Origin of the sequence: Mesorhizobium sp. M7A.F.Ca.ET.027.03.2.1, assembly GCF_003999175.1 — a bacterium.
Classification (GTDB): domain Bacteria; phylum Pseudomonadota; class Alphaproteobacteria; order Rhizobiales; family Rhizobiaceae; genus Mesorhizobium.
On the sequence record NZ_RZOM01001984.1, the window covers coordinates 1 to 383 of the forward strand.

General features: G+C 64.8%; 1 protein-coding gene. It reads right to left on the reverse strand.

The window, feature by feature from the left end; all coding sequences use genetic code 11:
* A partial coding sequence (locus EN750_RS39080) for an aminotransferase class I/II-fold pyridoxal phosphate-dependent enzyme (protein ID WP_127399551.1) occupies positions 1 to 383 on the reverse strand: 383 nt, incomplete at both ends.

Here is a 383-nt window from a genome sequence, read left to right on the forward strand (position 1 = left end):
GTCTCCTTGAGGCTGGAGGCCAACGCCTTGGCGTTGGCGGCAACGCTCTCGGCATAAACCTTGAAGCTTGGCTTCAGCGCTTCGCCGAAAGCGACAGCCTTGGCAGCGATGACATGCATCAGCGGGCCGCCCTGCAAGCCGGGGAACACCGCCGAATTCATCTTCTTGGCGATGTCCTCGTCATTGCACAGGATCATGCCGCCGCGCGGGCCGCGCAGCGATTTGTGCGTCGTGGTGGTCACGACATGGGCATGCGGCAGCGGCGACGGATGCACGCCGCCGGCGACGAGGCCGGCGATGTGCGCCATGTCGACCATAAGATAGGCGCCGACCGCGTCGGCGATCTCGCGAAAACGCTTCCAGTCCCAGACGCGCGAATAGGC